This is a genomic window from Haladaptatus sp. SPP-AMP-3 (assembly GCF_049568665.1).
In the GTDB taxonomy this organism is placed as follows: domain Archaea; phylum Halobacteriota; class Halobacteria; order Halobacteriales; family Haladaptataceae; genus Haladaptatus; species Haladaptatus paucihalophilus.
Map to the genome: position 1 here is coordinate 2,420,755 of NZ_CP145897.1, position 25,005 is coordinate 2,445,759.

Here is a 25,005-nt window from a genome sequence, read left to right on the forward strand (position 1 = left end):
GGTTACTCCGACGAATCGAGGGGCCGCTGGAACTCGTCGAACGGTTCGAAGTCCTCCGGGAGTTCGTAGTCGATGCGCCGCGACTCCTTTTCCGTCGGCGGAACGTCGTCCAACGGAGCGGCCTCGTCCTCCCATCCCGGCTTGATTTTGATGCTCTTTGCGGGGGTGCCGACGGCGATGTGATGGGCGGGAATATCGCTCTGGACGACGGACCGCGCCCCGACGACGGCGTCTTCGCCGACCTTCATACCGGCGCGCACCATCGCGTCGTAGGTCACGCGCGCGTCGTCTTCGATTATCGTGTGGAAGTTCGTCACGTCCGTCTGGTCCACGATGTCGTGGTCGTGGCTGTAGATGTGTACGTTGTCGCTGATAGAACAGCGGTTCCCGATGGTCAATTCCCCGCGGTCGTCGAGGTGCACGTCGTCGTGGATAACCGTGTTGTCGCCGACGGAGATGTTGTGGCCGTAGGTCATCGTGACGCCCTTGAAGATTCGGAGGTTGTCGCCCGCCTCCTCGAAGAGGTGGTTGGCGAGCATCTCGCGGAACCGAAGGGCGAATTCGACGTTATCGGCCATCGGCGTCGCGTCGAACTGCCGCCAGAGCCACTGGAGGTGTTTGGACGTGCGGAACTTCTCCTCGTCCTTCTCGGCGTAGTATTCGCTCTCCAGCGTCGAGTTACAGGGGTCGTAGCTCTGGAGGCGTACGCGTTCGGCGTTCGACACCGGTTCGCCGTTCTGCCACGATTCGTAGGCGTCCCGGTCGCCGTGCAGGTCGATGAGCACCTCCTTTACCACCCTGCACGTGTCTTCGTCACTTGCGAGCCGTTCGTCCACTTCGTCGATGAACCCGCGTACGCCCGCCTCAGCGGACTCCGGGAGCGTGACGTGTCGCTTTGTCATAGGCTTATTTCACTCTCGATTTTCTTATCGCTTAATAACCCATCCGTGGGGAAGGGGGTTTTGGTTGCGGCGGCGAGTGCCCGATTTTCGAATTTTCGATACGAACCGTGATTCGAAGGACGGTATCGAGTTCTTTGTGGTCCATCTCCGTCGCTCGGAACGCGGACCCATTCGTTCTCGTCCCGCCTTCACACCACGACCGACGACCCGTTGACCGCCGCGTTTCGGCTGAACTGGCGGGACGAGCGTCGGTGGACATCGACGTCGAGTCGGTGTAAAAGAGAAACGGTCGGTTCGCCCGCTTACGCCAGGAAGACGTGTCGCGGTCGGTCGGCCAGAACGTCACGACCCCAGCTAACCGTGTTCCTGAAGTCGTCGCTTCGGAAGAAGTCCATCGCGTCGTCCTTCGAGCGCCACTGGCTGGCGATGAACATATCGTTTTCGTCCTCGTAGTTCGACAGCAGTTCGGAGTCGAAGTGGCCGTCCATCTCGGCGAGCACTTCGCCGACGGTCCCGAACTTCTCGACGAAATCCTCGCGGTGTTCGGGCTTGACGGTGTAGAACATCCCCATCGTGCCGAAGCCGCTCTCTTCACCAGCGCGAGCGACGACTCCGGGGAGGTCGGCGAGGAAGCCGCCCGCCGTCTCGGCCGCGCTCTGGGTGTCCCAGATGCTCACGACCGCGGCCCGCTCGTCTCCCTCGTACACCGCCGTTTTGACGTGGGTGTCGTAGTGGTCGAAGTTCTTCCGCAGACCGTCGACTTCCTCGAACAGTTCGTCCGCGTCGGCCTCGGAGTACAGCACGATGGAGTACACGTCCTCGCCGTGGGGCTGTCCGGCGTAGATGTCGAGGTCTTGGAGTTCGCCGCGGATGCCTTCGGCCTCCTTCTCATCCGTTCCGTGTGGGCTGTCCGCTCCGTCGTCACCGTGTCCGTGGCTTTCGCCGTGTTCGGCGTGTCCGTGTTCATGTTCGGTGTCCCCGTGACTGTGCTCGTGTCCGGCGGCCCCGTGTGCGCCACCGTGCGGGTGTGCGTCCTCGGGCGTCGGGATTTCTTCTCCCGCCATGAACGCGGGGAGGTCCTCCGGCGGGAAGCGCCGTCCGAAGGAGAACGACCCGAACTCCGCGAAGCGGGAACTCGCCTCGTCGAAGCGCATCTCGTACAGGATGTCCTTGATGTGCGTCGGGTCGTTGCTGAACAGGTCCACGCCCCACTCGTACTCCTCCATCCCGATGCTTCCGGTGATGATTTGGGTGACCTTTCCGGCGTAGGTCTTCCCGATTTCGCCGTGGCTGGCCATCATCTCTGCGCGCTCGTCGTACGGCGTATCGTACCAGTTCGCCTCCGGCAGGCGGCGTTTGCTCATCGGGTAGAAACAGACGAACTCCGCGTCCGGGATATCGGGATAGAGTTTGCTCGCCACGTAGCGGGCCATGCCGGTGTCCTCGATGTCCTCGGGCGCTTTCACCATCTCGTCGGAGGTGTAGCTCCCGACCTCGGTGACGGAGGTGTAGGAGTCGGTCCGCTCGGTGAAGTCCGCGAACTCGGTCCGCTCGAAGGCCCGTTCCGCCGTATCGAGGGCCGCGACGGTCGGACGGAAGTGGAGTATCAGCAGGTCCGCCTCGTGGCCCATGATGCTGAACACGGCCGAGGAACCGTCCTCCGCGTCGGTGACGCTTTCGCGCGCTTGGAGAAACTCGACGCCATCCGCGAGTGCGGCTTCCCGGGTTCGTTCCGGTGCGTCTCGCCACGCGTCCCAGTCGATGGTTCGGAAGTCGTGAAGCGCATACCATCCTTCGCGGGTCGGTGGTACCTGTTTCGGCATACGTGGAGGTTGGGAGCCACCGGACAAGGAACTTTTGAGTTTGGGCCGTCCACAGTCCCGACCGTTGACAGTACTCCGGTAGCGGTCGCCCCGACCGAAAGCCTTTCAAAATCACGACTTAAATCCCCACCCGATGCGGAAAAGTGGCCCGCCGAAAGGCCTGATATCGTACCTCGTGCTCGAACTTCTAGACGAAAAACCACGGTACGGGTACGAGATACTGAAAGAAATACGCGAGATAAGCGGCGGCCACTGGGAACCGTCCTACGGGTCGGTGTATCCCATTCTCTACAAGTTCGAAGACAAGGGATGGACCGAACGAATCGAGCGTGAGGACGAATCGGACCGGAAATATTTCAAGCTGACCGACGAGGGACGCGACGAACTCCACGAGAAGCGCAAGGAAAGCGGAACGAAAGCCCGCGAGTTCGCCGACGTCATCCTCGGCTTCTATCACGTCTACGTCTCCTTTTCGACCGACGATCGGTTCGAAGTCGAAAGTCCCGAGGGGGAATGGCAGTTCGACGAGACCTTCAGCTCGTGGATCGTCGAGCAGATAATCCGCCACCACGAGCGCGACTTCGGCGACTTCGAGCGCATCCCCGACACGCCCGAGGAGTTCTACGAGCGGATGGGCCTCGAAGACTGACCGGTCGGCGATTCGACGTTCGCCGCTCTCGTTTCTTCCCGTTCGTGTTTTTTGCCGCTCTCGTCACTTCTCGTCACCGACCGCCCTTCAGTCCGCGTGACTGCTGTCCGTCGATTTTTCGCCGCCGTCGATTGTCGGCGGTGTCTCCCCGAAGTACGACTGCAGTGCTCCTTTCACGCCGAAGTAGACGGACGTGACGAGGACGAACCACCCCCCGAACACGAATCCGAGCAGTTCCAGTAGCGACATGTCGTTGGCAAGCGCGACGGGAACGGTAAATCCGACGATTGCCGCGCGGGTGAGAACGATGGAACAGACGAAAACGGCGGACAAGAACCGACGGAAAACGGCGCACAAAAAGAATCTGACTCGTCGATGGATACCGGCTATCCCGAGAGCAGGCGCGGCCCGAACACCATGAGGATGAGGCTGGCGAGCATGACCAGTCCGACCGTCGTCGTTATCATCGTGGTCACCTGCCGCCCTTGTTTCGTCGGGAGGCGCGAGACGATGGCTTCGGCACCCATGCGGAGGATATGCCCGCCGTCGAGCGGGAACGCCGGGATGCAGTTGAAGAAGCCGAGGTTGAGGTTAATCCACCCCGTCCAGAACAGCACGTTCGCCAGCAGGAAGGTGCCGCCGCCGAAGGCCGACAGCGGTCCCTGCACGACGTAGAAGTTGCTGTTCCAGCCGACGAAGCCAGCGAAGTTGTAGCCGACGGGCATCGAGAGGCTCGCGAACGGAAGCAACAGCGTGCCCGCGATACCGAGCAGGAACGTCGTCACCGGTCCGCCGCCACCGCCGCCGCCGAACACGGAGATGAACTGCCCCGACACGAGGTCGTGGAACGTCCCCGCCGGGTAGAGCCGAGTTCCGAAGCTGCTCACCGAGATTCCCGAGACGCCGGGCGAGACGAGGATGCCGACGATGGCCTTCCCGTTGCCATTGTCCTTGAGCGTCACGTCGTAATCGTGTCGAACGTAGGTCCCGCTCTGGTTGACGTAGGCTTCGACGCTCACGGTCTGGCCCGCCTCGTACCCGTCGAGGGTGTCGCTCAACTCACTGCTGTTGCCGATTCGGTTGTCGTTTATCGACGTGATGACGATGGCGTCCCCGGACTGCAAGTCCGTCTGACTGGCGATGGGGCCGTCCGCCTGCACGGTCGAGAGCGCCCCGACCGGACCGCTCACCTGCTGTCCGTTCACGGTCAGGGTGGCGATGTTGTCGTCCGCGAGTTGCCGACGCAGCGTGCGTTCGGTGTACACGGACTGTCCGTTGGCCGCCGTGATGTTTTCTCCCTTCTCCGCACCCGCCGCGAACGGCGAGCCCTGTGCGACGCCGGTGATGAGCAGGCTGCGCTGAATCGTGGTTTTGCGTTCCTCGCCGTCGCGGTTCAGCGTCACCGACACGGACCGACTCTGAATGTCGGCGAGTTTGTCGTTGAGGTCGCCGTTGCTCTCCACGGCCGTCCCGTTGACGGCGACGATTCGGTCGCCGCGCTGGACGTTCGCGGTGTCCGCCGCGGACCCCGGGAACACCCCGCCGACCGCCGCGCCCGAGGCGACGGAAATCGAGGCCATCACCGGGCCGAAGAGGAGCAAAAACGCGAGGATGGTTATCGCGAAGTTGTTCGTCACACCGGCCGCGAACATGCGGCTTTGACTTCCCCGGTCGGCGTCCTTTCTGCTCTCCTCGTCCGGTTCGACGAACGCGCCGACCGGGAGGAACGCGAGGAGCGCGAGCCCCATCGACCGGATTTCGATGTCTTCGACGCGGCAGAAGATGCCGTGTCCGCCCTCGTGGACGACCAATCCGATGAGGAGGCCGAGCAGGATTTCGGGGGCGACCGACAGCGGCAGGAACTCGTTGACGCCCGGGATGACGAGCACGTTCCGCGGTTGGGTGACCGCCGACGGTGCGGGCGGATTTTGCACCACGACGATTGCCTGCACGACGAGCAGGAGGAAGGTCCCGACCATCACGACGAGCGCGATTCCGAGACCGAAGTTCCCCCACGCCCGCCAGAACCGTTTCGGCCGTGCGAGGCGGTCGATGAGTCTCTTTCCTCGTTGCGTGTGAAGGGTCAGCACCGGTCCCTGCATGCCGATATAGGAGGGCAGCATATCGTTCGCCCGTAGTCCAAGCAGGATGAACCAGTAGGCGGCGAGTCCGAGGAGGACCCAGAGGAGCGTATCCATTGGTGAAACGAAGGGGGCCGTCGCTCAAAGGCGTTTGGGAACGAACGTGAAAAAATTTCGGACGGTACTCCGTTATTCCGCGGTCTGCCAGTCTTCTTCGAGTTCCTGCTGCTCTTCGTCCGTACCGCTCCGTTTCTGCTGGAGCTTTCGGGCCGCGGCGAGTCCGGCGGCGGTGCCACCGAGGACGGCCGCGCGGCGGGCGAAGGTGCGGACTTTGCTGCCGCCCTTCGTCTCCTCGACGTCCGTCTCTTCCGCGTCCGCCGTTTCGGTTTCCGTTTCTGGTTCCTCGGCCGTCTCGACCTCGGATTCCTCGACGAGTTCGGTTCGCTTCAATGCTGGCTTCTCTAGATTGAGTTCTATCAGGGCCATGATATCATATCGGTTTCGTCGTTGACGTGATTGGTCGTCAATCCGACTCTACATTGTTTCGTACGACTGGGAGGTACTTTGTTATGTCCTTGTTAGTCGGACGTAATAGGGTACTACCTGCCAATTGACTTAACTCTGTTGGCAGCTAGCGTTCGCGGCGCAGACGCCCTAAGACGAACTCCTCGTCCAGATTCGAGAGAAACGGTCCGAGTTTCGGACCCTGTTCCTCGCCGAAAAAGAGCTGATAGCCCACGCCGAAGAAGTCGCCGATGTCGATGTCGTGGCGCTTTGCGGTCTCGTAGATTTCGCCCTGAATCTCCTCGCCGTCGTGACCCGCTTCGATGAAATCCGCCAGTTCCGACAGCGCGGCGTCGGTCTCGGTATCGAGGTCCACGTTCGGCATCTCGGTTCGCTTCAGGTCGTAGTCGTACTCGTTGCCCGTCCGCTTCGCCCACGCCTCCGCCTGTTCGACGCGTGCGAGGGCGGCCTCGACGGCCCACTCCGGCGCGTCGTCCGGGATGTGGCCTTCGCGCCGCGCGATTTCCTCGCGGAGTTCGCGGTCGTCCGTCATGCCCAAGATGGCGGCGAAGGTGTACGGGATGCGAATCCGCTCTTCCCGCGGGTCCGCCACGACCATCGGGTACACCCGCTCGGCGAGCGCCTGCTCGCGCTCGTCGGCGTCCTCTTCGCCGAAGTAAATCCGCTCGAAGCGGTCGAACTCGTCCACCAGCAGGTCGAGGCGGCCGATGTCGAAGTCGCGCGCCTTGCTTGGGTCCTTGGTGAAGAAGTAACGCAACACCTCGAGTTCGAGCAGTTCCAACACTTCCGAGACGAGCACGATGTTCCCCTCGGAGGAAGAGAACGGCTTCCCGTTGAGCGTGAACCACTCGTATGTCATCGGCACCGGCGGTTCGAAGTCCATCACGTTGCGGGCGATGTCCTCGCCGCTCGGCCACGAGCCTTCAGCGTGGTCCTTGCCGAACGGTTCGAAGTCCACGCCGAGCGTCTTCCACTGGGCTGGCCACTCGAAGCGCCACGGGAGTTTCCCGTCGCGGAGGGTCGCCGTCCCTTCGTGTCCGCAGCCGTCGATGACGTTGTCGCCCGCCTTCAGGTCGGTGCAGACGTACTCGACGGTGCCCGCATCCACGTCGAACGCCGTCACCGTCTCCGTCACCTTGCCACACTCCTCGCAGATGGGGTTGAACGGGATGTACTCCTCGTCCACCTTGTCCTGATACTCCGCGAGCACCTCGCGCGCCGTCTCGGCGTTTTCGAGGAGGTCTCGGGTCACGTCCTCCAACTCGCCGGACGTGTACATCTCGGTGTTCGACATCACGTCGATGGGGACGCCCAAGAGGTCCGCGCTCTGCTGGATGAGGTTCGAGAAGTGCTTCCCGTAGGAGTCACAGCAGTCGAACGGGTCCGGGATGTCGGTGTACGGCTTTCCGAGATTTCGTCCGAGCGCCCCGGCGTTCACGTCGCCCAACTCGACGATGTTGCCGTCCAAGTCGGCGAGCTTTCGTGGGAGCTTTCGGAGCGGGTCGCGGTCGTCGGCGGTGAACACCTGTCGGACCTTGTGGCCCCTGTCGCGGAGCACTTCGGCGACGAAGTAGCCACGCATAATCTCGTTGACGTTTCCCAGGTGGGGAACGCCGGACGGCGAGATACCGCCCTTGATGACGATGGGGTCCTCGGGGTCCCGCGCCTCGATTCGGTCAGCCACCTCGTCGGCCCAGAAGACGTGGTGGTTTTCCTCGTCCACCTCGTCGCGGTCGTCGGTCGGTGCCGTCCCGGCGCTCATTCTTGTACCCAGTAGGTCATCTCGTCTTCCGCTCCCTCGGGGATGATGTCCGTACCGGTGTGGTCCCCGTTGAGGACGGCATCGGCGATTCGCTCCGGTTCGGTTCCGTCGAGGACGATGGTTCGAACGCCGGAGCGCCCGATGAGTTTCGCGGCCAGCAGGTCAACGGGTGCGGAACTGCCCGCGGTCATTTCGAGGTCGGCGATGACGTCCACGAGTTCGCTCGCGGAGAGTTCGTCGTACTTCGTCGCGTCCGCGACCTCGTTCGGGTCGTCGCTGTACACGCCGTTCACGCTCGTCGCGTAGACGAGCAGGTCGGCGTTGGTGTACTCGGCCAGCGCGGCGCTCACGGCGTCCGTCGTCTGTCCGGGCATCACGCCGCCCATGACGGCGATGTCGCCGCGATGCATCGCGGTCCCCGCCTCTTCGTACGTCTCGGCCGGACTCGGCGCGGCTTGCTCGCCGAGCGCCGCGATGAGCAAGCGAGCGTTGAGTCGCGTCACGTCGATTCCGATATCGTCCAGTTCTATCTCGTTCGCGCCGAGGTTCCGCGCGGTTCCGATGTACTCCCGGGCGACGCCGCCGCCCCCGACGACCGCGCCGATAGTACACCCCTCCGTTGCGAGCGATTCGATGACTTCGGCGTGTCCGCGCACTCGTTGGGACTCCAGGTCCGGCGCGAGCACACTACCGCCGATAGAAACGACCACCTTCATTCTATCGCCGTCTTACCCGGACGCGGCCTTAAGCGTTCTCAACTTCCGACCGAAGGCTAAAAGCGACTCGCTCCCGCCTGTACGTTCATGAAGGTAGTGGGTGTCGTCGGCGACGGGGCCGATGCCGTCGCCGACCGACTTGCTGACCGATTCGCGGACCGAGGAAGGGTGGGAACCGTCCGGCACGAATCGCACGACTCGGAGGTTCCCGAGCCATCCGACGCTTCGACCGCCGAGACCGCGTTCGAACTCGATACCGACGGTTGGCGCGCACGCGGGGAAGACAAATCCGTGACCGACGTTCTCGATACGCTCGCACCGACGCACGACTACGCCGCCGTCATCGGGTTTCCGAACGCCGACCTGCCGACCGTCGTTCTCGGCGACGCGGGCCACGTGGGTACGACCCTCGTCCGCGCGGACGGTCCCGCGGAACTCGACGTCGAAGCGGTCGTGGACGAACTCGAAGCGACCGAACCCTACGAGACGCTCGAATCGCTCGTCGCGCGGGTGAAACGCGACCCGAAGGCGGAGCGCTCGGGTGCCATCGCCACGTTCACCGGACGCGTTCGGGCGAAGGACTCGGACGACGACACGCCGACCGAATTCCTCGACTTCGAGATGTACGAGGGCGTCGCGGACGCCAAGTTGGACGCGATTCGCTCCGACCTCGAAGCGCGGGACGGCGTTTTTCGAGTTCTCATGCATCACCGAACCGGTCGCATCGACTACGGCGAGGACATCGTGTTCGTCGTCGTGCTGGCTGGACACCGCGAGGAGGCGTTTCGCACCGTCGAGGACGGCATCGATCGGTTGAAAGACGAGGTGCCGATTTTCAAAAAGGAGGTGACGCTTGACGAGCAGTTCTGGGTTCACGAACGATAACGACGGAAAATTGTCCCTATTCTGTCCACTTTCCTCCCTTTCGGGTAGCAAGCTATTTTCTCAGAAATAAAATTCGAGAAGTGATTTTAAACTTTTAGAAGAGATTAGAGGCGGTCGTAAAACGTCGTTTTTACTCGTATTCACGCTACTTTGCGTTCAATTCTCCTAAAGATTCCCGAAACTACCCTAAGCTTCCTCCCTTTATAACATATCCCCGCTCCATGGTGAAACCGGAGTCAGCACATGAGCGCTACCACCCAAGCCGCCACCGAAAGCCCTGAACCGGAATCCAAGGAAGCCCGCCTCAAGCAGTACCTTTGCGAGAAAGCGAGCGATGGCGAGCTCTACTTCAAGAGCAAGTTCATCGCGGACGAAGTCGGCCTCTCCTCCAAGGAGATCGGCGCGCTGATGGTCAAACTGACCGACTGTGCCGAACTCGAAGTCGAGAAGTGGTCGTACACGAGCGCGACCACGTGGCGCATCGCTCCCGCGTAACTTCGGCTCACCGCTCCCCGCGTGCGTCCCGCAATCCCTGACCGCCCTCCGAATCCCACGCCCGCAACCCCCAACCAGAATCCACCCCGAATTCCACCACAGCCACACCCTCCACCCCGAGAACATCCGTCGCAACGACGCTCCATCGCCCCACATCGCAACCCGCTCAAAAGCCCCGCACCCCGAAACGCTCCGCACCCGCCGAATCGCGTTCCCGAACTCGCAACCCCTCCTGAACCGACCGCCCCTCAGTTCACGACCTGAAACGGTTCCCGTCCGCTGTCCCGAGTCTGCCACGCACGCCCTCCCTCTTACTCGTCCCCTTCCGCCGCTCTCCTCCGTTCCCCGCATTCTCTCCCGCTCCGTTCCCCGCATTCTCTCCCGCTCCGTTCCACCCTCGTCATCTCCCTCTTTCGCCTCCCGATGATCCACCTCCTGATCCTGACGCCTCCCGCTTTTCCGCCTTCGACGCTTTTGTAGTCGCCCGCTGTTTTCGTTCGACCAGTGTCACTCCTCTCTGCGTTGACGTCCGCGATTTTGCCCGTTCTCGCCGTCGCCGCCGTCGGATTTCTCCTCGGTACCGTGCGCGACATCGAGGTGAGCGCCCTCGGAACGGTCACGATTTACGTTTTGACGCCCGCGCTGGTGTTCCACAGCCTCACGACCTCCTCGCTCGGCGGGGAAACGGTGCTCACGCTCGCCGCGGGTGTGCTGGTCTTCACGGTCGGCATGGCCGTCGTCGCGGAACTGGTCGGTCGTGCGCTCGGCGAGACGGAACCCGTCCTCGGCGCGCTCGTCCTGTCGAGCACGTTTCCCAACGCGGGCAACTACGGGATTCCGCTCTCGCAGTTCGCCTTCGACGGCGTCGGACGGAGTACCGCGATTCTCTACATCGCCGCCCAGTCGGTCTTGACCTACACCCTCGGCGTCTACATCGCTTCGCGCGGCGACGAAACCTCGAACCTCGCCGCCGTTCGGGAGGTGTTCAAACTCCCGCTCGTCTACGCCGTCCTCGCGGCCGGAGTCGTCCGGTTCCTCGGCGTCGTCCCGCCCGCCGACTCGGCGATGATGAGCACGCTGAAACTGACCGGCGACGCCGCGATTCCCATCATGTTGCTCATGCTCGGGATTCAACTGGCGAACACCGACTCGGGGGCGGCCGTGGCACGCGTCGGCGTTTCGAACGTCTTGAAGCTCGTCGTGGCCCCGGTTCTCGCCGTCGGCGTGGTCTTCCTGCTCGGGTTTTCGGACGTCACCGTCGCACGCGTGTTCGTCCTCGAATGTGCGATGCCCGCCGCCGTAACGCCGCTCATCCTCTGTATCGAATACGACCGCGGGTCGAGCGGAGGTCTCTCCGGCCCGGAGTACGTGAGCACCGCCATCTTCGTGAGCACGCTCGCGAGCGTTCCGGTCCTGACGCTCCTCATCGCCGTCCTGCAGTCCGGCGCCGTCGTCTAGGGGTTTATACCCATTCGTTCCGTAGTAGGACCGAATGGCTTCAACGGAGCCGCTCGATTCAGGCCCCTCGCTAGAACGGTTACGCTCGGTGTTTCGGGTGTACGACGTTCGAACTGATGGCGAGCAGTTGGTTTATTACGGGGAACCGCTCGTCACCCAAGAGCGACTGATGCAGACCGTCTGGCCGCTCTTTCGCGAACAGGGGTACGAGGTCTCGCTTTCGACGCGGATGGGGGAGTACGTCCTCGTCGCCGAACCCGTACACCTCGGCCCGAACGGGGTTCCGTGGAAGAACGTCGTCCTGTTTCTCGCCACCGTTCTCTCGACGCTGTGGGCGGGGACACTGTGGTACCACGTCAATCCCGTCTCGAACCCGGTCGGGGCCGTGATGACCGCGTGGCCGTTCACGTTCGCCGTCATGGGCGTGCTCGGGACTCACGAACTGGGTCACTACGTCATGAGTCGCTACCACGGCGTGGAGGCGAGCCTTCCGTATTTCATCCCCGTTCCGCTTTCTATCATCGGAACGATGGGTGCCGTCATCCGGATGAAGGGCCAGATGCCCAACCGAAAGGCGCTCTTCGATATCGGCATCGCTGGCCCCATCGCGGGCCTCGTTGCGACCGTCGTCGTCACCGCGGTCGGTTTGACGCTCGACCCCGTGACCGTCCCGCAGTCGGTCATCAACAGCGCGAACACCATGGAAGTGCAGTTCGGCTACCCGCCCCTGCTCAAGGGCATCGCCGCCGTGATGGGGCAACCGCTCACCTTCGCCGACCCGTCGCGGTCGGTCAATCCGGTCGTCATCGGCGGGTGGGTCGGCATGTTCGTCACCTTCCTCAACCTCATCCCGGTCGGCCAACTCGACGGTGGCCACATCGTTCGCGCGATGATCGGCGAGCGCCAGGAAAGTATCGCGGCCCTCGTCCCCGCGATGCTGTTCGGCCTCGCCGCCTACGTCTTCTACGTCCTCGACGTGAGCAACGCGACCGTGCTGTGGGTTATCTGGGGCTTCTTGTCGATGTTCTTCGCGTACGTCGGCCCGGCGAATCCCGTCAACGAGGACGGCCTCGATGCGAAACGGATGGCGATCGGAATCCTGACCTTCATCGTCGGCGTCCTCTGTTTCACCCCGGTTCCCATCGAGATAATCGGCCCGTAGACCGAATATCAGATAATCATCCCGGGGACCGAATCATTCACTCCCGTGCGTGTAGCCCCGGTCGGGAAGCGCCTCGTCGTCCAGTTGAATCCCGTCCTCCGTCACCGACCCGACGACGGAGATCGGCGTCGGCGATGCCTCCCGCGCGTCCTCTACAGTCGCCTTCGGGACGGTGAACACCAGTTCGAAATCCTCGCCGAAAAAGAGGCTCAGGTCGCGCTCGTCGTCGGCGTCAGTTGCGACTTCCCGGACGCTCTCCGCGACGGGAATCGATTCGCCGTCGAGTTCGAACCCGCACTCGCTCGCCTCCGCGAGTTGGTGAACCGAGCGAGCGAGACCGTCGCTCGAATCCATCATCGCGGTTGCGAACGGCGCGAGCGCTCGTCCGGCGGCCACCCGCGGTTCGAACCGGAACAGTTCGTTCGCCTGCTCGATTTCCCCCGCTTCGAACAGTCGGAGCGCCGCCGCGCTCCGTCCGAGCGTGCCGGTTACGCACAGCGCGTCTCCCGGTTCCGCGCCCGAGCGTAACACCGGGTCGTCGGTTTCCCCGAGCACCGTCGTCGACGCCGTGAACTCCTCGAAGGTGTCCAGGTCGCCGCCGACGTACCGCGCGCCGACCGACTCGCACACGTCGCTCGCACCCGCGACGAACGATTCGAGATCGTCGGGGTCGAACTCCGGGGCGGCGTAAACGGCGACGCCCGCGACTGCGTTCGCGCCCATCGCGGCGACGTCGGAGAGCGAGGCACCGACCGACCGCCAGCCAGCGGTGTACCGCGTCGTTCCCTCCGGGAAATCCGTCGTCTCGTGGAGCATGTCCGTCGTCAGCACGTGTCCATCGATGACTGCCGCGTCGTCACCCGCGTCGGAGAGGGTTCCTTCGAGCAGACGGAGCGCGGCCCGTTCGTCCATACCCGACGTTCTCTCACGGTGGGGAAAAAGACGAACGGTCTTCGTTGGCTTCAAGCCATCCGCGCGTTATTGGAAAGTTGATGCGTCTCGACCTGGGTGACGTGCAGACGATTCTCGTCGGCTTCGTAGCCGCGCTTGCCGTCCTGCTCGTCATCTTCTTCCTCGCCGGTATCGACGAGGTGATGACCACGCTCTCGATGGCCGACGGTCGCGTTATCGTGCTCGTCGCCGTCGTCGCCCTCGGATGGCTCTTCGCGTGGTCGATGTCGCTTCGGACCGTTCTCGGCGTCCTCGGCATTCGTATCACCGTCCTCCGCGCGTTTTTCCTCTACGCGGGGGCGACGTTCGCCAACAACGTCACCCCGTTCGGACAGGCGGGCGGCGAACCGTTCGCCGCGCTCCTCATCTCGCGGACGACGAACGCCGACTACGAGTCGAGTCTCGGTGCCATCGCCAGCGTGGACTCCATCAACTTCGTCCCGTCCATCTCGTTCGCGCTGGTCGGCGTGGCCTACTACGCGACGGTGCTCACGCTCGGCGATACGGCGGTGATTATCGCGCTGTCCATCGTCGCGCTCGCCGTCGCGGTTCCGACGGTCGCGGTCGTCGGGTGGCGAAAGCGGGATACCGTCGAGCTGACCGTCGCGACGGGCGTCGTTCGGGTCGTCGGCTTTTTCGCTCGATTCGTGCCGCCGGTTTCCCCGACGACGAAACCCGCGGTGGTCCACCGACTCCGCGGGTTCTTCGACGCCATCGAACGCGTCGCCGGAGACCGACGCAAACTCGCGCTCTCGGTCTTCTTCTCCGCGCTCGGATGGCTCCTGTCCTCGGTCTCGCTGTGGTTGTCGTTCTACGCGCTCGGCTACACCGTCCCGTTCGCCGCCGTATTGTTCGTCGTCCCCATCGGGAGCATCGCGGGTGTCGCGCCGCTTCCGGGCGGCCTCGGCGCGCTCGACGCCGCGCTAGTCCTCTTACTCGTTCCCATTGCTGGCGTTTCGGGGGCGACCGCCGGAGCGGCGGCCATCATCCACCGCGGCGCGACCTACCTGCTCCCCATCCTCATCGGCGGCTCTACCACCGCGATGCTGGAAGCCGACAACGCGAGTACCGGCAGCGTCAGGAGCGATTGACGGGGAGACGCTCGCTCCCGGTTGAACTCCGTAACGATGGCTTTAAACGCCGCCGCACGGAAATCAGTCGTATGACGACGCTCTACGACGTTCCGGCGGATGCGCTTATCGACGCGCTCGCCGACGAACTCGAGGATCGATTCGACCGACCAGATTGGGCCGAATTCACCAAAACCGGTTCCCAGCGCGAACTTCCCCCCGAACAGGAGAACTTCTGGCACATCCGTGCGGGGAGCCTCCTCCGTAAGGTCGCCATGAACGGCCCGATCGGCGTCGAGCGCCTCTCGACCGAATACGGCGGCAGCAAGGGCGGTTCGAACCGCTACGCCGTCGCACCGAACCACCGCTCGGACGGCAGCAAGAAGGTCATCCGCACCATCCTCCAGCAGCTCGAAGAGGAAGACCTCATCCAGTCCAACGAGCACCGCGGCCGCGAAATCACAGCGGACGGCCGAAGCCTCCTCGACGACACGGCTGGCGAAGTCCTCTCGGACCTCGACCGACCGGAACTCGAACGCTACGCATAAACTGAGTACCGTCTTTTTCGGTTGCCGTTTCTCACCGGACAGCCGCTCGTTTCCGACGAGTCGTGCGTCCGCTCTCGGTTCCCCGCGGGACGGACGCCTCCGTAATTGTTTTTGGTCGTGCGGGGTAAACAACCGACAAGGCATGAGTGGAAGCCCCGACGATGACCGACTCGAAGAGCTTCGAAAACAGAAGATGGAGGAGCTGCAGGACCAAAAACAGCAGGAGGAAGCCCAGCAACAGGCTCAACAGCAGGCCGACGCACAGAAACAGGCGCTTCTCCGCCAGTACCTCACCGACGGCGCGCGAAAGCGACTGAACTCGGTTCGGATGAGCAAACCGCAGTTCGCGGACCAAGTCGAACAACAGATACTCGCCATCGCACAGAGCGGCCGTATCAACGGCAAAATCGACGACCAGAAGATGAAGGAGTTGCTCCGAGAGCTGAAGCCCGACAAGAAGAGCTTCAACATCAAGCGCCGCTGAGATGGACCTCGGACTCCTCTACAGCGGCGGCAAGGATTCGACGCTCGCAGCCCTCTTGCTCGCCGACTTCTACGACGTCACCCTCGTCACCGCCCACTTCGGCGTCACTGATGACTGGAAGAACGCCCGTGACACCGCCGATGCGACCGGGTTCGACTTCGAAGCGGTCGAACTCGACCGCGACGCCGCGGTGACGGCGGTCGAACGGATGGTCGAGGACGGCTATCCGCGGAACGGCATTCAATACGTACACCTCCACGCGCTGGAAACCGTCGCCGCCATGGGCTTCGACGCGATAGCGGACGGTACCCGCCGCGACGACCGGGTGCCGACCGTCTCGCGCGCACAAGCCCAAAGCCTCGAAGACCGCCACGACACCGACTACATCGTTCCACTCTCCGGGTTCGGTCGCGGGGCGGTCGACCGCCTCGTCACGGCGACGCTCGACGTGGAATCCGGGCCGAGCGACGAGATTCGAAAGGCCGACTACGAGGCCGAACTCCGGACGCTCCTGGCGCGCGAACACGGCGCGGAAACCATCGACGAGGTGTTCCCTGCCCACGAACAGACGTACGTTACGGGATTTACCGAACGGCGTTAACTCCGATTTCTGACTATATTTTGTCGATACGCCGCCCGAACGTCGTTCCTGTGTTTCGGTACGCGTTCTCAACGAGTTCGTGAACGCGCGGTAACATCCGACGAACTATACCCTCGGATTGTGTATGGATTGGCGATGCGTGCCTTTCGAGTCGCCTATGACGGCCGCCCGTTCTACGGATTTCAGCGCCAGCCGGACGTTCCGACGGTCGAGGATTCGCTGTTCGAGTCGCTTCGTGCCCTCGGCGTCGCGGACAGGGTGCCGGACGGCTACGCCGCCGCCGGACGGACGGATTCGGGGGTGTCCGCCCTCGCACAGACGGTCGCGTTCGAGTGTCCCGAGTGGCTCACGCCGTCGGCGTTCAACAGCGAACTTCCGGCCGAGATTCGCGTCTGGGCCAGCGCCGACGTCGTTCCCGCGTTCCACGCAACTCACGACGCCTACTACCGGGAGTACGTCTATCACTGCTATGAACCTCGTGCGAACCTCGGATTGGCGAAGGAGGCGTCCGACCGCCTCTCGGGAGAACACGACTTTCACAACCTGACGTCGGACACCGAGGGGACGGTCCGCGACCTCGACATCGACGTGGTGCAGGATGGCGATTATCTCGTCTTCACGCTCCGGGCGGGCGGTTTTGCCAGAAATCTCGTTCGACGGGTCGTCTCCTTGATTCACTCGATTGCGACCGGCGACGCCGAGATGGCGAAAACAGAGACCGTCCTCGCATCGGAACCGCTCGACGGGAGAGCGGGCGTCCCGTGTGCGTCGGCACACCCCCTCTATCTCGCCGACGTGGGGTACGACTGCGAGTTCTCGGTCGACGGCGCGGCGGTAAAAAGCGTCCGCGACGTGTTCGGCGACCTCCGAGTCGAGCGGCGGACGCGGAGTCGTGTAACGCGGGATATCTGTCGCGGCGTGGAATAATTTTATACTTCCTTTCGTCTTTTCTGTGTCTATGGTTAACGATGAGCTGCTGTGGGAGGTAACGACGGATATCGTGCTCGGGATAGTGGCCGTCCTTCTCGGACAGGCACTCGGCGGCATCGCGGCGAGTGTGTTCGGATTCCTCGGTATCCTTCTCTACGCGCTGTTCGCCCTCGGTTCGCTCATCGTCGGCGTCTTTCTCGTCGTTCGCGGATTCGGAAAGCTCGTCGAGGAAACCGTCCGCCGCGAAGTCAGGTACCGCGCTTAGTTCCAGCCCTCCGGCCAGATGCCCGCCGCCCGCATCCCCTCCTCGTACTCCTGTTCTCTGAGGTTCGCCACGATGTCCTCGGGTGTCGGTCTCGGAACTTCCTCGCGTGCGGCCACCTCTTGAACCAGCAGCGCCGCCAGCATGGCGTGTTCGCGGAGGTTGCGGTCGTCCACCTTGTCCCGGGTGTCGGCGTGGGTGTGGCCCCAGCCACGGCCGCGTTCGCCGGGCGCACTGCCGTCCGGTTCGCTGTGCAGTTGCAGCGCCGGAACGCCCTCCTTCAGGAACGGCCAGTGGTCGCTGAAGGGGTGGACCCCCTCTTGGAGCAGTATCGGCTGATTCGCCTCCTCGGAGACGGTCTCGACGACCGACTGCATCGTCTCGGAGCCGTGGAGGTAGGCGCGCATGTCGCGGAACCGCCCCGCGCCGTCGACGTTGACGACCGCTCGGACTCGTTCGGTATCGAGCGACTCGACCAACGCCTCGCTTCCCAGCAGACCGGTTTCCTCACAGCCGACGCCCGCGACCCGGACGCGCGTGTCGAGGTCCAGTTTCGAGAGCAGGTGTGCCATAGCGACGACGACGGTGATGCCACACCCGTTGTCGAGCGCCCCTTCCGCGATATCGTGTGCGTCCAAGTGGGCGACGACCACGACCTCCTCGTCCGTCTCGGGGCCGAGTTCGGCGATTGCGTTGTGGCTCGTTCCCGGTTCGGTGTTCGCGTCCACGACCAGTCGCGCCGTCGCACCTTTTTCCGCGTACTCGGTCAACCACGCGCCCGACTCCTTGCTGACGCCGACTGACGGAACCGCGGCCTCGTCGCCGAAGGTGAGCGAACCGGTCGGCGGTAGCTGTCCCGGCACGTGATTGTGGAAGACGAATCCCTCCGCACCCGCGGCGGCGGCGTGGCCGAACTTCTCCATCCGGTGGATGAACCGACTGCCTTTCGGCGTCGTCGTGCTGGCGACCGCTATCTTCCCGGCCACGTCCTTTTCGTCTATCTCCTCGGGCATGCCGTGGCCTACGTCCACCAGTTCGCCCCGCACGTCTCCCGCGAGCGAGTACGGAAGCGCGATGGTTTCGAAGGACCGTTCGACCGGTTCGGTCAGGGCGAGTTCCGCGGACCCGCGAGTCCAGCAGTTCATGTCGAACGGTTCGACGTGTGGGTTGCGCGCTCCGGCCCGCTCGAACCCCTCGACGACCAATTCCGCCGCTCGTCGTTCGCCGGGATGACCGCCCATCCTGTTTTCGAGTTCGGTCAGTTTCGTCAGAAATTCCCACGGGTAGTCATCGGTCCACGCATCGCCGAGCGCACGTTCGACGTCGTTCATACGACGAGACGTGTTGCCACGGGTCAAAAAGGTACGCTACCGCTCACGTCTCGTTCCTGCTCGCTTTTAATTCGACCCCGGACACCTCGAACCGTGCGCCGCCGTCTTCGCTCTCGCCGACGGCTATTTGCCATCCGTGAGCATCTGCTATCTGTCTCACGATGGCGAGGCCGAATCCGGTCCCCTCGGATGCGGTCGTGTACCCGGATTCGAAGACCGTCGCGCGCTCCGTTTCGGGGATGCCCGGTCCGTCGTCGGCTACGTACATTCCCTCGTCGGTCGTTCCGACGGTGACGGACACGTCCGGACCGGCGTGGACCACCGCGTTCGAAAAGAGGTTTTCCAACAGTTGGCACAACCGCGTTTCGTCGGCGACGACTCGTCGGTCGCTATCGACCGATAGCGTTGCATCGAGCGCGTCGGTCAATTCCCACGCGTTCGTCGCCACGTCGGTAAGCGCCACCGGTTCGGGGTCGAGCACCGCCTTCCCCTGTTCCGCGAGTTTCAGGAGTTCGTCGATCAGTCGGTTCATTCGGGAAGCGGCGCGAAGCGCGGCGTCGAAGAACCGTTCGTTCCCCCTCTCGCGTGCGAGTTCCACCTGCCCCTGAACCACGTTCAGGGGATTCCGAAGGTCGTGTGCGACCGTCCGTGCGAACGATTCGAGACGCTGGTTCTGTTCTCGAAGTTGGTCTTCGTAGGCCTTCTGCCGCGAAATATCGCGGTTGACCGCGACGAACCTCGTCACGCCGCCGACCTCGTTGGTGATAGGGGCGATGGTCTGCTCGATGGGGTAGTGATATCCCGACCGGTGACGGTTCTCCAGACGCCCTTCCCACACCTCGCCGTTGAGAATCGTCATCCAGAGGTCAGTGTAAAACTCCCGGTCGTGCTCGCCCGATTTGAGGATGCTGGGACGGCGGCCGACGGCATCGCTTTCGTCGTATCCCGTCGTTCGCTCGAACGCCGAGTTGACGTACTCTATCGTCCCGCTCCGGTCGGTTATCATGATGGCGTGCCCGGCGTGTTCGACCGCCTCTCGAAACCCCGCGAGGTCGCGCAATCCACGGCAGAGTTCGACCTCGCGGCGAATCCGCCTGGAAAGGAGCTCCGGACGTCCCCAGTCGGAGAGGACGACCGGCAGTCCGGGTCGGAGCGCCCGAACGTCGTCGAGAAACGACTCCACGTCGTCCGGGAATTCCGCTCGGGCGATGACGAGGCAGTCGATGGAGCGCTCCTCGTCGAGACGGCCGAGTGCGTCGTCCGCCGAGGGAACGGTTCGCGTCGAAAGTCGATGTTCGTCCTCCAAGGCGGATGCGACCCGCTTCGTCTCCGCGTTCGTCGCAACCATCAACACCGTGAGCCTGTCCGGTTCGATACCGTCGCTCGAAACGTCCGTTGGAGTGGAACAATGACCGTCGTCAGTCATGCTGCTCTCCGGTGGCCGTCTTCAGTGCTGCTTCGTAGTCGCTCCTGAACGATTGCAGCGACTCGTCCGTTCGCTCGCGGAGTTTCTCGACCCGAGCCGTGAGATCGGCGAACTTCGAAGACTCCGAGAGTTCCGCCTCGTCGAGCGTATCGAGTAACGTGGCTCGTTTCGTGGCGACCGCGTACAGTTCCTGTAACTGCTCTCCGTACGCCAATCGTCGCTCGAGTGATTCGACCAGCGAGCGAAGTCCGTCCCGACCGATAGGTTTGGTGGCGTAGTCGTCGAACGGCATGTCGATGACGCTCACGTCCGGGTCCACCGCGGTCAGCATACCGACCTGAACGTCGAGACCCCGCTCGTCTATCTCGTCCAGCAGTTCGTCGCCGGAGGTCCCCGGCATCTTGCGGTCGAGCAGTATCACGTCGGCGGTATCGAGATACGCACGCGCCGAACCGACGTCGTTCGCCTCCTGTACATCGTACTCGTGGTCGAGCCACGCCGCGAACGTCGCCGCGAGGTCCGGTTCATCGTCCACGATCAACACGGTAGTTCGTTCGGAGTCATCTCTAGTCATCGCTCATCGGTGCTCCGGAGTCCGTTGGAGTCCATGTACCGATTTCGGACAGGTCTAGATTAACGCAGTGTCGAATTGTTCGGGGGTTTAAACGGTGTCGCCGGAATCAGCCGTCGTCGGAAAGTTGACACAGCAATTTCCGAACTGCAAGCCGCACGTGCGTCGAAAACGTCGACGGCGAGATGCCGAGTTCGTCCGCGAGTTCGAGTGCGTCGGACCCCTCCGGACCGAAATAGTCCCCGGAGATAGCGAGTTCGAGTGCGTCCCGTTGGCGACCGGTTAGGGTTCGAAGGTCGAGAACGACGTTCGACTCGGCGCCGGGTTCGCTATCGCCGTGCAGGAGGTGTTGGAGTTCGATGCTGTATCCGCCGGTCCGAAACGACTCGATCAAGGCCGACAGTTCGCGCCGGTCTCGAAGCGCGAACGAGAGACAGAGCCGTCGCTCCCGCCAGAACACTTCGTACGGGTCCGCCGGGAGCGACGGAAACCGGTTGAGGAGGCAGGTCGTGACGGCACAGTTTCGACACGACGAACAGCCGATATCGCCGTCGTCGATAGCCTGTCCGAAGCCACTCAATCGATAGTAGGTGTGCGATGTCGTTTGTAACGTCTGGCTGAGATGTGGCCAATCATCTACCTCGCCCGCTCGCTCCGCTTCGACCGAGATTTGCGCGGGTATCCCCCCGCCGCTCCCGGGAACGAAGTCGGCCACGAGTCCTTCCTCCGAGATGTCCACTATCGGACAATGGCCCGTCGGTTTGATTCCCACCCTCACATCGAGTCCAACAGTCACTGTCCCGTAGAGGAAACAATCACGTTTGAATGTTTTGTTATTGGGTTGTTTTAGCTCATCTTTTCGACAAATACCTTCTTTGGAAAGATATATTGGACTAATTCACACAAACGGGCATTAAAAGCCGAAGTCCATTGTTCTGACTTCGCACCACTCGACCAGCGCGACGAGTGAGGACTTCCGAAAGCGACGACGGTTCCGAAACGGGACCGAGAAAGCCTTCGTTTTCCGCTCCCGTCCCGGAATCGAATTCCGAATAACAAAGCCTTACAGTCTCGGTTTTCGTACATCGGACTATGAGTACTGTTCCCGAACGGAGCGATATCGATGCCCAACATAAGTGGGATTTGGAAAGTATCTACGCGACCGACGAGGAGTGGGAGGAGGCGTACGCGGACGTCGAAGAGCGACTGAGCGAGTTGGAGGCGTACGAGGGACAGGTGACGGACGACGGCGAGACGTTGCTCACCGTGCTTCAACTCTCCGACGAACTCGGACGCGAAGTCTCCATGGTCGCCTCCTATGCTCGGATGCGGAGCGACGAGGACACGTCCGACCAGGAGTATCAGGCGCTCGCCTCGCGCGCCCAGTCGCTCGCCTCGCGCGCCGGTAGCGCGACCAGTTTCATCGAACCCGAGATCCAGTCGTTGGACCGCGAGGAACTCGACCGGATGATAGCGGAGACGGACGGGTTGGAGACGTACGAACACGCCTTGGACGACGTGATTCGGATGAAAGAACACACCCGCTCCGCCGAAATCGAGAATTTGCTCGCGGAGTTCGGCGAGGTCACGGGCGCGCCGAACGACATCTACAGCATGCTCTCGAACGCCGACATGACGTTCCCGACGGTCGAGGACCCCGACGGGGAGTCGGTCGAAATCACACAGAGCAACTTCGTCAACCTCCTCAAAAATCCCGACCGCGAGTTCCGCCAAACGGTGTACGAGAACTACTTCGACGAGTGGAGCGACGTCCGAAACGCTGTCGGCGCGGCGTACAAAAACAGCGTCAAAGCGGACGTGAAATACGCCCGCGCTCGGAACTACGACACCGCACGCGAGGCGGCGCTCGACGGGCCGAACGTCCCCGTCGACGTGTACGATAACCTCCTCGACACCGTTCGGGACAACCTCGACAAACTCCACCGACACGCGGAACTCAAGCGTCGAAGCCTCGGCGTGGACGAACTCCGGATGTGGGACGTCTACATGCCGATGACCGACACCGAGAGCCCCGACCTCGACTACGACCAAGCGGTCGAGTACGTCGTGGACGCGGTGGGTGCGCTCGGCGACGATTACCAGTCGCGCGTCGCGGAGGGCATCGAGTCCCGCTGGATAGACGTGTACGAAACCCAAGACAAGCGGAGCGGTGCCTACAGCGGCGGGACGTACGACACCCAGCCGTTCATCCTGATGAACTATCAGGACGACATCTCCTCGATGTACACGCTGGCCCACGAACTCGGCCACTCGCTTCACTCCCAGTTGACGAGCGAGTCCCAGCCGTACGCGTACAGCAGTTACGAGATATTCGTCGCCGAAGTCGCCAGTACGGTCAACGAGGCGCTGTTGACCCACCATCTCCTCGAAACGGTCGAGGACCCCGACTTCCGGCGACACGTCCTGAACGAGTACCTCGAACGGTTCCGCTCGACCCTGTACCGGCAGACGCTGTTCGCCGACTTCGAGTATCGGGCCCACCAACTCGCGGAGGACAACGAGGCGCTCACCCCCGACCGGTTGGACGGTATCTACGGCGACCTGAAACGCGAGTTCTACGACCCCGCCGTCGTCGACGACCGAATCGAGCGCGAATGGATGCGGATTCCGCACTTCTACCGCGCGTATTACGTCTACCAGTACAGTACGGGTATCAGCGCCGCCGTCGCGCTGGCGGACAAGATTCTTGAGGAGGGCGAACCCGCCGCCGAACAGTACCTCGACTTCCTCAGCAACGGGTCGCGCGAGTATCCGCTCACCCTGCTCCAAGGCGCGGGCGTCGATATGAGCTCGCCGGAGCCGATTCAGCGCGCGCTCGACGTGTACGGAAAACGGCTCGACGAGATGGAAGAACTCATCTAACCGCCGCGGAATCTCCGCGTTTCGCTGACCGTTTCGCCGTTACGTCTGATTCTCTGAGGAGGAACGCCGATATCCCAACCGATACCAATCTTCTGTATCGCCCGCGACCCAAAGGCACTTTTAATGTGGTCCCATACGCTTGAACAAGAAATGTCACGCAGCCCATCCGTCCCGGACCGACCAACGCTCGAACTGGACCCCGAGATGTCCGATGAGGAGCGCCTGTCCGCACTCAAGGAGCATTTCACGGATATTACGAAGGTCAACCAGAAACTGCGTGAGCGCGTCGATGCCGCGGCCGAGCGACGAGACGATCTCGCAAACGAGGTCGACCAGCTCCAGCGCGAAAACGAGATGCTGAAGACGACCTCGCTGTACGTCGCGACCGTCGAGGACGTGACCGAGGACGGGGTTATCATCAAGCAACACGGCAACAATCAGGAGGTGCTGACCGACGTGGCGGTGCAACTTCGGGAGGATATCGAGGCTGGTGACCGCGTCGCCGTCAACGATTCGTTCACCATTCAACGGTTGTTGGACACGGAAAAGGACGCACGAGCGCAGGCGATGGAAGTGGACGCATCGCCGACCGTCTCGTACGAGGACATCGGCGGCATCGACGAGCAGATTCGGGAGGTCCGCGAGGCCGTCGAGGAACCCCTCGTCAACCCCGAGCAGTTCGAAGCGGCGGGTATCGAGCCCCCGAGCGGCGTTCTGCTCCACGGCCCGCCGGGAACCGGGAAGACGATGCTGGCGAAAGCGGTCGCCAACCGGACCGACGCCACGTTCATCAAGATGGCCGGGTCCGAACTCGTCCAGAAGTTCATCGGCGAGGGCGCGAAACTCGTCCGCGACCTGTTCTCCCTCGCGGCGGAACGCGAACCCGCGGTCATCTTCATCGACGAAATCGACGCCGTGGCGTCCCGGCGAACCGACTCGAAGACGTCCGGTGACGCGGAGGTCCAGCGCACGATGATGCAGTTGCTCTCGGAGATGGACGGCTTCGAGGACCGCGGCAACATCCGCATCATCGCGGCGACCAACCGCTTCGACATGCTCGACAGCGCCATCCTTCGGCCGGGTCGCTTCGACCGCCTTATCGAAGTCCCGAACCCGACCGTGGAGGGTCGCCACCGCATCCTCGAAATCCACACCGGCGACATGAACCTCGCCGACGACGTGGACTTCGACCGCCTCGCCGACGAGACGGAGGGCTTCAGCGGTGCGGAAATCGAGAGTCTGACGACCGAATCCGGCATGTTCGCCATCCGCGACGGTCGGTCCGAGGTGACCATGGCGGACTTCGAGGGCGCGCTCGAAAAGATGGAAGCGGGCGACAAGTCGTCGGTGCCGAACCTTCGGTACGCGTACTAACACCCACCTTTTGCTGCACGCGAAATCGCGGCCCCACCGCGATTTCGCGTGCAGCAAAATCTGGACCAAAACCTCGGTGCTCCATTCGAGGCACTTCGTGCCTCTCCGGTCCGCGC

The 25,005-nt window shown here is 62.8% G+C and carries 25 protein-coding genes; 13 read left to right on the forward strand and 12 right to left on the reverse strand.

The features are described from left to right. Positions 1 to 2 precede the first annotated feature (2 nt). Positions 3 to 902, reverse strand: a complete 900-nt coding sequence (locus tag V5735_RS13235; protein ID WP_423743948.1) for an acyltransferase — start codon at positions 900 to 902, stop codon at positions 3 to 5. Between the two features lie 302 nt (positions 903 to 1,204). Further along, on the reverse strand, positions 1,205 to 2,725 hold the full coding sequence (locus V5735_RS13240; protein ID WP_423743949.1) for a heme-binding protein: 1,521 nt from the start codon (positions 2,723 to 2,725) through the stop codon (positions 1,205 to 1,207). 133 nt (positions 2,726 to 2,858) lie between these two features. On the opposite strand from V5735_RS13240, the gene V5735_RS13245 reads away from it, so the two are divergent. Then, complete coding sequence (locus V5735_RS13245; RefSeq protein WP_423743950.1) at positions 2,859 to 3,374, forward strand: PadR family transcriptional regulator; 516 nt, start codon at positions 2,859 to 2,861, stop codon at positions 3,372 to 3,374. Between the two features lie 87 nt (positions 3,375 to 3,461). Here V5735_RS13245 and V5735_RS13250 read toward each other — a convergent pair whose 3' ends face one another. The 5 genes from V5735_RS13250 to pyrH all read right to left on the reverse strand — a co-directional run bounded on the left by V5735_RS13250 (position 3,462) and on the right by pyrH (position 8,458). Continuing rightward, positions 3,462 to 3,707 carry a hypothetical protein gene (locus V5735_RS13250; RefSeq protein ID WP_423743951.1) on the reverse strand — a complete coding sequence of 82 codons (246 nt, stop codon included), beginning with the start codon at positions 3,705 to 3,707 and terminating at the stop codon, positions 3,462 to 3,464. A 53-nt stretch (positions 3,708 to 3,760) separates the two neighbouring features. Continuing rightward, complete coding sequence (locus V5735_RS13255) at positions 3,761 to 5,572, reverse strand: site-2 protease family protein (protein ID WP_423743952.1); 1,812 nt, start codon at positions 5,570 to 5,572, stop codon at positions 3,761 to 3,763. A 72-nt stretch (positions 5,573 to 5,644) separates the two neighbouring features. Next, the gene (locus V5735_RS13260; RefSeq protein WP_423743953.1) at positions 5,645 to 5,941 is read right to left on the reverse strand and encodes a hypothetical protein; all 297 of its coding nucleotides are present in this window, start codon (positions 5,939 to 5,941) and stop codon (positions 5,645 to 5,647) included. 145 nt (positions 5,942 to 6,086) lie between these two features. Further along, positions 6,087 to 7,742 (reverse strand): lysine--tRNA ligase, encoded by a 1,656-nt coding sequence (gene lysS / locus V5735_RS13265; protein WP_423743954.1) that lies wholly within the window; start codon positions 7,740 to 7,742, stop codon positions 6,087 to 6,089. Continuing rightward, positions 7,739 to 8,458 (reverse strand): UMP kinase, encoded by a 720-nt coding sequence (gene pyrH, locus V5735_RS13270; protein WP_007976704.1) that lies wholly within the window; start codon positions 8,456 to 8,458, stop codon positions 7,739 to 7,741. Before pyrH ends, lysS begins: the two co-directional genes overlap by 4 nt. Before the next feature lie 87 nt (positions 8,459 to 8,545). Between pyrH and V5735_RS13275 the strand changes: the two genes are divergently transcribed. The 4 genes from V5735_RS13275 to V5735_RS13290 all read left to right on the forward strand — a co-directional run bounded on the left by V5735_RS13275 (position 8,546) and on the right by V5735_RS13290 (position 12,458). Next, a complete protein-coding gene (locus V5735_RS13275; protein WP_423743955.1) occupies positions 8,546 to 9,343 on the forward strand; it encodes a molybdopterin synthase in 798 nt (265 codons plus the stop codon). Positions 9,344 to 9,586: 243 nt separating this feature from the next. After that, on the forward strand, positions 9,587 to 9,838 hold the full coding sequence (locus V5735_RS13280; RefSeq protein ID WP_007976710.1) for a DUF7123 family protein: 252 nt from the start codon (positions 9,587 to 9,589) through the stop codon (positions 9,836 to 9,838). 504 nt (positions 9,839 to 10,342) lie between these two features. Next, positions 10,343 to 11,296, forward strand: coding sequence for an AEC family transporter (locus V5735_RS13285; RefSeq protein WP_423743956.1), 954 nt, complete (start codon positions 10,343 to 10,345; stop codon positions 11,294 to 11,296). 34 nt (positions 11,297 to 11,330) lie between these two features. After that, the gene (locus tag V5735_RS13290) at positions 11,331 to 12,458 is read left to right on the forward strand and encodes a site-2 protease family protein (protein WP_423743957.1); all 1,128 of its coding nucleotides are present in this window, start codon (positions 11,331 to 11,333) and stop codon (positions 12,456 to 12,458) included. 33 nt (positions 12,459 to 12,491) lie between these two features. Here the strand turns inward: V5735_RS13290 and thiL are convergent, their stop codons facing one another. Then, the gene (gene thiL, locus V5735_RS13295; protein ID WP_423743958.1) at positions 12,492 to 13,370 is read right to left on the reverse strand and encodes a thiamine-phosphate kinase; all 879 of its coding nucleotides are present in this window, start codon (positions 13,368 to 13,370) and stop codon (positions 12,492 to 12,494) included. An 80-nt stretch (positions 13,371 to 13,450) separates the two neighbouring features. Here thiL and V5735_RS13300 point away from each other — a divergent pair, with 80 nt between their 5' ends. The 6 genes from V5735_RS13300 (at position 13,451) to V5735_RS13325 (ending at position 17,307) form a co-directional block, all read left to right on the forward strand. Next, complete coding sequence (locus V5735_RS13300) at positions 13,451 to 14,500, forward strand: lysylphosphatidylglycerol synthase transmembrane domain-containing protein (protein ID WP_423743959.1); 1,050 nt, start codon at positions 13,451 to 13,453, stop codon at positions 14,498 to 14,500. 71 nt (positions 14,501 to 14,571) lie between these two features. Next, the gene (locus V5735_RS13305) at positions 14,572 to 15,027 is read left to right on the forward strand and encodes a 30S ribosomal protein S19e (RefSeq protein WP_069449196.1); all 456 of its coding nucleotides are present in this window, start codon (positions 14,572 to 14,574) and stop codon (positions 15,025 to 15,027) included. Positions 15,028 to 15,169: 142 nt separating this feature from the next. After that, positions 15,170 to 15,511, forward strand: a complete 342-nt coding sequence (locus V5735_RS13310; RefSeq protein ID WP_007976725.1) for a DNA-binding protein — start codon at positions 15,170 to 15,172, stop codon at positions 15,509 to 15,511. Position 15,512: 1 nt separating this feature from the next. Next, entirely contained in the window at positions 15,513 to 16,112 is a 600-nt protein-coding gene (locus tag V5735_RS13315) for a DUF7411 family protein (RefSeq protein ID WP_423743960.1), read from the forward strand. 135 nt (positions 16,113 to 16,247) lie between these two features. Then, positions 16,248 to 17,039 (forward strand): tRNA pseudouridine(38-40) synthase TruA, encoded by a 792-nt coding sequence (gene truA / locus V5735_RS13320; RefSeq protein WP_423743961.1) that lies wholly within the window; start codon positions 16,248 to 16,250, stop codon positions 17,037 to 17,039. 31 nt (positions 17,040 to 17,070) lie between these two features. After that, positions 17,071 to 17,307, forward strand: a complete 237-nt coding sequence (locus V5735_RS13325) for a hypothetical protein (protein ID WP_423743962.1) — start codon at positions 17,071 to 17,073, stop codon at positions 17,305 to 17,307. Here V5735_RS13325 and V5735_RS13330 read toward each other — a convergent pair. From V5735_RS13330 to V5735_RS13345, 4 genes are all read right to left on the reverse strand, one after another. Continuing rightward, on the reverse strand, positions 17,304 to 18,635 hold the full coding sequence (locus tag V5735_RS13330; protein ID WP_423743963.1) for a M28 family peptidase: 1,332 nt from the start codon (positions 18,633 to 18,635) through the stop codon (positions 17,304 to 17,306). The genes V5735_RS13325 and V5735_RS13330 overlap by 4 nt on opposite strands. Before the next feature lie 43 nt (positions 18,636 to 18,678). Then, positions 18,679 to 20,061 carry a two-component system sensor histidine kinase NtrB gene (locus V5735_RS13335; RefSeq protein ID WP_423743964.1) on the reverse strand — a complete coding sequence of 461 codons (1,383 nt, stop codon included), beginning with the start codon at positions 20,059 to 20,061 and terminating at the stop codon, positions 18,679 to 18,681. Then, positions 20,054 to 20,635, reverse strand: coding sequence for a response regulator (locus V5735_RS13340; protein ID WP_423743965.1), 582 nt, complete (start codon positions 20,633 to 20,635; stop codon positions 20,054 to 20,056). The genes V5735_RS13335 and V5735_RS13340 overlap by 8 nt, the downstream gene beginning before the upstream one ends. Before the next feature lie 106 nt (positions 20,636 to 20,741). Then, positions 20,742 to 21,428 carry a helix-turn-helix domain-containing protein gene (locus tag V5735_RS13345; protein ID WP_423743966.1) on the reverse strand — a complete coding sequence of 229 codons (687 nt, stop codon included), beginning with the start codon at positions 21,426 to 21,428 and terminating at the stop codon, positions 20,742 to 20,744. Positions 21,429 to 21,724: 296 nt separating this feature from the next. On the opposite strand from V5735_RS13345, the gene pepF reads away from it, so the two are divergent. Both pepF and pan2 read left to right on the forward strand, forming a co-directional pair. After that, the gene (gene pepF / locus V5735_RS13350) at positions 21,725 to 23,515 is read left to right on the forward strand and encodes an oligoendopeptidase F (protein WP_423743967.1); all 1,791 of its coding nucleotides are present in this window, start codon (positions 21,725 to 21,727) and stop codon (positions 23,513 to 23,515) included. A gap of 150 nt (positions 23,516 to 23,665) precedes the next feature. Continuing rightward, complete coding sequence (gene pan2 / locus V5735_RS13355) at positions 23,666 to 24,889, forward strand: proteasome-activating nucleotidase Pan2 (protein ID WP_423743968.1); 1,224 nt, start codon at positions 23,666 to 23,668, stop codon at positions 24,887 to 24,889. Positions 24,890 to 25,005 lie beyond the last annotated feature (116 nt).